The following is a 6,816-nucleotide window of genomic DNA, read 5'->3' as shown; positions in this document are numbered from 1 at the left end:
CGAAGGCGTCGAGAAATTCGAGGCGTCCTGGAACGACCTGCTCAAGTCGACCGAGGCCGAACTCAAGCGCCTCGCCCCCTCGGAGGACTGACCACTTTGTCTGCTGTTCCCGGAGCCAACCCGCTCCGTGACGCACAGGACCGACGGCTCCCGCGTATCGCGGGGCCGTCGGGCCTGGTCATCTTTGGCGTCACGGGCGATTTGTCCCGTAAAAAGCTGATGCCCGCCGTCTACGACCTGGCCAATCGCGGCCTGCTGCCGCCGGGCTTCTCGCTCATCGGCTTCGCGCGCCGCGACTGGGAGGACGAGGACTTCGCCCAGGTCGTCCACGACGCCGTCAAGGAGCACGCCCGTACGCCGTTCCGCGAGGAGGTCTGGCAGCAGCTCATCCAGGGGATGCGCTTCGTCCAGGGCAACTTCGACGACGACGAGGCGTTCGAGACGCTGAAGTCGACCATCCAGGAGCTCGACAAGGCGCAGGGGACGGGCGGCAACTTCGCCTTCTACCTGTCCGTGCCGCCGAAGTTCTTCCCCAAGGTCGTCCAGCAGCTGAAGAAGCACGGCCTGGCCGACCAGAGCGAGGGCTCCTGGCGGCGTGCCGTCATCGAGAAGCCGTTCGGTCACGACCTGGCCAGCGCGCAGGAGCTCAACCAGCTCGTGCACGCGGTCTTCCCGCCGAACGAGGTCTTCCGGATCGACCACTACCTGGGCAAGGAGACGGTCCAGAACATCCTGGCGCTGCGGTTCGCCAACACGATGTTCGAGCCGGTCTGGAACCGGTCCTACGTCGACCACGTACAGATCACGATGGCCGAGGACATCGGCATCGGCGGCCGGGCCGGCTACTACGACGGCATCGGCGCCGCCCGTGACGTCATCCAGAACCACCTCCTCCAGCTGCTGGCGCTCACCGCGATGGAGGAGCCCGGCTCCTTCCACCCGAAGGCGCTAGTCGCCGAGAAGCTCAAGGTGCTCACCGCCGTCGAGCTGCCCGACGACCTCGGCAAGCACACCGTGCGCGCCCAGTACGAACACGCCTGGCAGGGCGGCCAGGAGGTCCTCGGCTACTGCGAGGAGGAGGGCATCGACCCCAAGTCGACGACCGACACCTTCGCCGCGATCAAGCTGACGATCAACAACCGCCGCTGGGCGGGCGTGCCGTTCTACCTCCGGACCGGGAAGCGGCTCGGCCGCCGGGTCACGGAGATCGCGGTCGTCTTCAAGCGCGCCCCGTATCTGCCCTTCGAGTCCGGTGCGACCGAGGAACTGGGCGGCAACGCCCTGGTCATCCGGGTCCAGCCGGACGAGGGCGTCACCGTGCGCTTCGGCTCCAAGGTGCCCGGCACCTCGATGGAGGTCCGGGACGTCACGATGGACTTCGCGTACGGCGAGTCGTTCACCGAGTCCAGCCCGGAGGCGTACGAGCGTCTCCTGCTCGACGTGCTGCTCGGCGACGCCAACCTCTTCCCGCGCCACCAGGAGGTCGAGCTGTCCTGGAACATCCTCGACCCGATCGAGGAGTACTGGGACACGCACGGCAAGCCCGCGAAGTACGCGGCGGGCACCTGGGGCCCGGCCGAGGCCGACGAGATGCTCGCACGTGACGGACGGAGCTGGAGGCGGCCATGAAGATCGATCTCACGGAAACCACATCCAGCAAGATCAACCAGGCGCTGGTGTCGGCCCGCCGGGCCATCGGCACCCCCGCCATCGGCATGGTGCTCACGCTGGTCATCGTCACCGACGAGGAGAACGCCTACGACGCGCTCAAGTCGGCCGGCGACGCCTCGCGCGAGCACCCCTCGCGGATCATCGCGGTGATCAAGCGGGTCAGCCGCTCGCCGCGGGCCCGCCGGGACGCCCGGCTCGACGCCGAGGTCCGGGTCGGTTCCGACGCGGGCACCGGCGAGACCGTCGTCCTGCGCCTGCACGGCGAACTGGCCAACCATGCCCAGTCGGTGGTCCTTCCACTGCTGCTGCCGGACGCGCCGGTCGTGGTGTGGTGGCCCGAGGGCGCGCCCTCCGACCCGGCGAAGGACCCGCTCGGGGCCCTCGCCCAGCGCCGGATCACCGACACCTACTCGGCCGAGCGCCCCATCGACGCGCTGGCGGTGCGCGCGGCGACGTACAGCCCCGGCGACACCGACCTGGCCTGGACGCGGATCACACCGTGGCGTTCCATGCTGGCCGCGTCGCTGGACCAGCAGCCCGCCGAGGTGATCGGCGCGACCGTCGAGGGCGAGAGCGACAACCCGAGCTGCGAACTGCTCGCCATGTGGCTGGCGGACCGGCTCGGCGTCCCGGTGGAGCGCACGGTCTCCGAGGGCCCCGGTCTCACCGCGGTCCGCATGGAGACGAAGAACGGCGTCATCGTCCTCGACCGCGCCGACGGCACGCTGGCCACGCTCTCCATGCACAACCAGCCGAACCGCGGGGTGGCGCTCAAGCGGCGCGACACCGCCGAGCTGCTGGCCGAGGAGCTGCGGCGGCTCGACCCGGACAACACCTACGCGTCCGCCGTGAAGTTCGGCGTGGACCGGCTGCACACGGGCGGCGAGGGCAGGGCCGCACCCGCCGGGAACGCCGAGGAGCAGGCCGCCGAGGCAGCCGATGCCAAGGCTCCCGCCGCGAAGAAGGCCCCGGCCAAGAAGGCGGCGTCGAAGTGACGCCTCCCCAGCTGGTCGTGCACCGCGACAAGGAGCTGATGGCCCAGGCCGCGGCGGCCCGGCTGATCACGAAGATCGTGGACGCCCAGGCATCCCGGGGTCACGCCTCGGTGGTGCTGACCGGCGGGCGCAACGGCAACGGCCTGCTGGCCGCGCTCGCCGCCGCGCCCGCCCGGGACGCGGTCGACTGGGCGCGCCTGGACCTGTGGTGGGGCGACGAGCGGTTCCTGCCCGAGGGGGACCCGGAGCGCAATGTCACCCAGGCCCGCGAGGCACTGCTCGACGCGGTGCCGCTCGACCCGGCACGGGTGCACGCGATGCCCGCCTCCGACGGCCCGTACGGCCAGGACGCCGACGCCGCGGCAGCCGGTTACGCCGGCGAACTGGCCGCCGCAGCGGGCCCCGAGGACCATGGCGCGGTGCCCGCGTTCGACGTGCTGATGCTGGGCGTCGGCCCGGACACGCATGTGGCCTCGCTCTTCCCGGAGCTGCCCGCGGTACGGGAGACCGAGCGCACCGTCGTCGGTGTGCACGGGGCCCCCAAGCCGCCGCCTGTGCGCGTCTCGCTGACGCTGCCGGCGATCCGCGCGGCGCGCGAGGTGTGGCTGCTGGCGGCGGGCGAGGACAAGGCGGAGGCGGCGGCCATCGCGCTGTCGGGGGCCGGGGAGATCCAGGCCCCGGCGGCCGGCGCGTACGGGCGGAGCCGGACGCTGTGGCTGCTGGACGCCGCGGCGGCCTCGCGGCTGCCGCGCGCGCTGTATCCGCCCGCGTCTCCCTGAGGCTCGACCCCGCAGGCCCGGACCGCTCATATGACGAGCGGTCCGGGCCTGCGGGGTGAAAGGCTTGTTCCATGGTGCATATCGGAACCGTGGTGATGGGCGCGTCCGACGTGGCGAGGGCCGCCGCCTTCTGGAAGGCGGCACTGGGGTACACCGAGCGCGAGCCGGGCACGGACGACTGGGTGGTGCTCGTGCCGGTGAACGGGCCCGGTGCGGGACTGTCGCTGGGCCGCTCCGCCTCCCCCGTGCAGGAGGTCCCCCGGGTCCACCTCGACCTCTACTCGGACACCCAGGAGGCCGAGGTGGAACGGCTGATCGGGCTCGGCGCCGAGAGGGTCGCCTGGGAGCTGTACCCCCCGGAACCGGACTTCGTCGTGCTCGCCGACCCCGAGGGCAACCGTTTCTGCGTCATCGACACGACGCGCGGCGGCTGAGCGGCCCCGTGCTCGGGATCAGAGGATGATCTGGTCCGTTCCCTGCTCCAGTTTCGTGATGGCGGCCCGGCAGGCGCCGGTGAAGCGGTCGAAGACCTCGGTCGTGCTGCCCGCCCTGCCCGCCCGGGTGTTGTTCGTGAACATCGCGGCACGGAGTTCCGTGGTGAGCTCCAGCTGACCGCCCTTGGCGAGCATGGTGCGGTTGCACGGGTTGCGGGTGTTGACCCCGCCCAGGTCGGGCAGCTCGTTCCCGTCCCGCCAGGCGATGCCGATCGCGTCGAACTCGGCCTTGAGCAGGGTCTTGAAGCGGGTGTTCAGTCCCCCGACGACCACGGCCTGCGGGACGGTGCCCGCCTGCGCCGCCGTGCAGCCGTGCAGGCTCAGGACGTTGAGGCTGCCGGCCGCCATGGAGATGGCGACGTGGTCGTCGCAGTTCTTGGCGGTGACGTGCAGGTCCCTGTTGCCCGAGGAGCGCAGCCCCTCGAACATCCAGTAGTCGAACACCCCGTGGCCGTCGCTCAGCGGGACGAGCGTGGCCGGGTGGTAGCCGGCTATGGCGAGGCAGAGTTCGGAGGTGCCCATCTCGATGCCGCCGCCGTGCATGGCCATGACGGTGGTCCGGTTGTACGGGTATCCCTGCGGGAGCGAGTGGTCGGCGTACGCGTGTCTCCGGTAGCGGCGGGCGAACTCGACGCCCTCCTGGCCGGCGAGCTTCTGGTAGAGGTCGGTGTTGGAGGTGTAGATGTCCAGGTCACCGGTGGCGTGGGCGTCGGTGGTGGTGAGCGAGCCCAGCAGCGGACCGCTGACGGCTGCGGTGGCGAGGGCGGTGAGGACCGTACGACGGCTGGTGGAAGTCATGATCAGCATCGTCGCCGACACCGGCCCGGACGCAAAGGGGGTCTCCTGTGCGGTCCGTCACTGGCCGGGGGTCGCGACGTGCTCCAGGAAGGGCTCCAGCAGCCCGGGCACCGCCTCGGCGGCGAAGGCGAGGCCCTCGGCCGCACCGGTGTCGTACACCGTGTACGCGCCACCGCCGGCGGCCGTGGTGGCGGTGATGTTCAGCAGCCCGGCACGCCGCTGGAAGACCGACTGCCTGACCGTCCAGCCGATCACCCCGGTCCGCTCCAGGGCGGCGGTGGAGCGGCGGGCCGTACCGGAGCGGGTGACCAGGTAGCGCCCGGAGAGCGCGTGCCCGAGCCCGCGGTAGGCGTCCAGGGCGAGCGCCACCGCCACCGGTGCGAGAACCGCCGTGCAGCCGAGCGCGATCCACAGCAGCACGGGCGTGAGCAGCGCCCCGAGGACGGTCAGGACGAGGACCGGTCCGAGGACCGCGGCGAGCGACCAGCGCAGTCGGCGCCCCCGGGCGGCCCGTGGGTGGCGGACGAGCGGAGCGCCGGTCGGGGAGACCGCCTCGCGCAGCACGTGGGCGGCGACGGTGTCGGCCCGGTGCCGGGGGGCGGCCGGGAGCAGGGAGTTGTGGTCGGCGTTCCTGGCCTCGTGGTCCTTGGCGAGGCCGGTGGTGATGGCGTCCAGGCGGGCCGCGCCGAGCAGCCGTACGCCGAGCGGCTGGACGAGGTCGACGCCGCGCAGCCGGGCCTCCTCGACGGAGACGGAGCGGGAGGTGAACAGTCCGCGCCGGACCCGCAGCGTGCCGCCGGGCTCGCGCTCCAGGCGGTAGTTCCACCACATCTCGATCCAGAGGCCGAGCGCACCGACGACGCCCGCGACCAGGGCGGCCAGGACCAGGGCGGTGATCGTCCAGAGCAGTGGGGTGTCCCGGAAGCGGTCGCCGACCCATTCGATGACCTCGCCCTGGGCCCCGACCCAGTCGCTGATCTGAAGCACGGCCCCGGCGGCGGCGCCGCCGAGCATGGGGGCGACGAAGGAGACCGGGGCGTAGCGGATCCAGCCGGGGTCCAGGACGGCCAGTTCCCCTTCGCGGTGGCCCCCGTCCGCCGGTGCGGTGGCGGCGCGCTCCAGCAGGAGGCGGCGCAGCCGTTCGCCCTCGGCGCGGGTGACCGGGTCGAGTTCGAGGGTGTCGCCGCCCTGTTCCCCGGTGCCGATCCGGACGGTCACCAGGCCGAGGAGGCGGAGCATCAGGTTGGCCGTGAGGTCGACCGTGCGGATGCGGGTCCGGGCAAGGGAGCGGCGCTTGACGAGGAGCAGACCGGTGTGGAGGTCGACGCGCTCCTCGCCGATCCGGTAGCGGGTGCGGTGCCAGCGGACGCGGTCGGCGCCCGCCGCGGTCCCGATGACCAGGGTGGCCGCGGCGAGCACCCAGAGCACGGCGGCGGGCAGGCCGAGCCATCGGGTGAGCCCGAGCGTGACCGGGATGGCCGCGCCCGCGACGACGCCCGCCACGACCAGGGCGGTGACCAGGACCGTACGGGGGTCGAGGCGGCGCCAGTCGCCTTCCGGGGCGGCGGTGCTCATGTGGCGTCGCCGGGGGTGTCGCGGGTGATGCGGGTGAGCTGCCGTGCCAGGTCGGCGGCGACCTCGTGGTCCAGGCCGGCGATGCGTACCGCTCCCTTGGAGGAGGCGGTGGTGACCGTGACGGTGGCGAGGCGGAAGAGCTGCTCCAGCGGGCCCCGTACGGTGTCCACGGTCTGGATCCGGGACATCGGGGCGATCCGCCACTCCTGCCAGAAGTACCCGGTGCGGACGTAGACGGCGTCCTCGGTGATCTCCCAGCGGTGTGTGCGGAACCACCACAGGGGGAAGAGGACGGCGGCCGCCGTGCCCGCCGCGGCCAGGACGGCGGCGGGCAGCAGCAGCCAGAAGCGGGCGGGCCCGATCAGGGCGCCCAGTACCGCGAGCGGGGCGACGGGCACGGCGGTCAGCAGCAGCCACTGGGCCCGCCACCAGCCGACGGCGCGCTCGTTCAGCGTGTTGCGCGGCGGCCGAAGCCGTATCGTCGCCTCCGTTGCCCGCGGCATC

The 6,816-nt window shown here is 72.4% G+C and carries 7 protein-coding genes; 4 read left to right on the top strand and 3 right to left on the bottom strand.

From position 1 onward, the window contains the following. The first annotated feature begins 96 nt into the window (after nucleotides 1-96). The 4 genes from zwf to ACIQMU_RS14525 all read left to right on the top strand — a co-directional run bounded on the left by zwf (nucleotide 97) and on the right by ACIQMU_RS14525 (nucleotide 3,879). Nucleotides 97-1,629 carry a glucose-6-phosphate dehydrogenase gene (gene zwf / locus ACIQMU_RS14540; protein WP_352241205.1) on the top strand — a complete coding sequence of 511 codons (1,533 nt, stop codon included), beginning with the start codon at nucleotides 97-99 and terminating at the stop codon, nucleotides 1,627-1,629. Further along, nucleotides 1,626-2,666, top strand: coding sequence for a glucose-6-phosphate dehydrogenase assembly protein OpcA (gene opcA / locus ACIQMU_RS14535; RefSeq protein WP_352241204.1), 1,041 nt, complete (start codon nucleotides 1,626-1,628; stop codon nucleotides 2,664-2,666). The genes zwf and opcA overlap by 4 nt, the downstream gene beginning before the upstream one ends. Then, nucleotides 2,663-3,445, top strand: coding sequence for a 6-phosphogluconolactonase (gene pgl / locus ACIQMU_RS14530; protein ID WP_352241203.1), 783 nt, complete (start codon nucleotides 2,663-2,665; stop codon nucleotides 3,443-3,445). The genes opcA and pgl overlap by 4 nt, the downstream gene beginning before the upstream one ends. Nucleotides 3,446-3,516: 71 nt before the next feature. Beyond that, nucleotides 3,517-3,879, top strand: coding sequence for a VOC family protein (locus ACIQMU_RS14525; protein ID WP_352241202.1), 363 nt, complete (start codon nucleotides 3,517-3,519; stop codon nucleotides 3,877-3,879). Nucleotides 3,880-3,897: 18 nt separating this feature from the next. Here the strand turns inward: ACIQMU_RS14525 and ACIQMU_RS14520 are convergent, their stop codons facing one another. From ACIQMU_RS14520 to ACIQMU_RS14510, 3 genes are read right to left on the bottom strand one after another with little or no spacing between them, the layout of a single operon-like run. Next, nucleotides 3,898-4,737, bottom strand: a complete 840-nt coding sequence (locus ACIQMU_RS14520) for a poly-gamma-glutamate hydrolase family protein (protein ID WP_352241201.1) — start codon at nucleotides 4,735-4,737, stop codon at nucleotides 3,898-3,900. 57 nt (nucleotides 4,738-4,794) lie between these two features. Then, the gene (locus ACIQMU_RS14515) at nucleotides 4,795-6,312 is read right to left on the bottom strand and encodes a PH domain-containing protein (RefSeq protein WP_352241200.1); all 1,518 of its coding nucleotides are present in this window, start codon (nucleotides 6,310-6,312) and stop codon (nucleotides 4,795-4,797) included. Then, a complete protein-coding gene (locus ACIQMU_RS14510; protein WP_352241199.1) occupies nucleotides 6,309-6,815 on the bottom strand; it encodes a PH domain-containing protein in 507 nt (168 codons plus the stop codon). The genes ACIQMU_RS14515 and ACIQMU_RS14510 overlap by 4 nt, the downstream gene beginning before the upstream one ends. Nucleotide 6,816 lies beyond the last annotated feature (1 nt).

The sequence above is a fragment of the Streptomyces sp. NPDC091649 genome (genome assembly GCF_044756785.1).
In the GTDB taxonomy this organism is placed as follows: domain Bacteria; phylum Actinomycetota; class Actinomycetes; order Streptomycetales; family Streptomycetaceae; genus Streptomyces.
This window is presented reverse-complemented; position numbering and strand designations above follow the sequence as displayed.

Excerpts from the sequence above, each read along its gene's own strand:
- ACIQMU_RS14510 (WP_352241199.1), bottom strand. The coding sequence starts at position 6,815 with ATGCCGCGGGCAACGGAGGCGACGATACGGCTTCGGCCGCCGCGCAAC.
- ACIQMU_RS14520 (WP_352241201.1), bottom strand. The coding sequence starts at position 4,737 with ATGACTTCCACCAGCCGTCGTACGGTCCTCACCGCCCTCGCCACCGCA.
- ACIQMU_RS14515 (WP_352241200.1), bottom strand. The coding sequence starts at position 6,312 with ATGAGCACCGCCGCCCCGGAAGGCGACTGGCGCCGCCTCGACCCCCGT.
- opcA (WP_352241204.1), top strand. The coding sequence starts at position 1,626 with ATGAAGATCGATCTCACGGAAACCACATCCAGCAAGATCAACCAGGCG.
- ACIQMU_RS14525 (WP_352241202.1), top strand. The coding sequence starts at position 3,517 with ATGGTGCATATCGGAACCGTGGTGATGGGCGCGTCCGACGTGGCGAGG.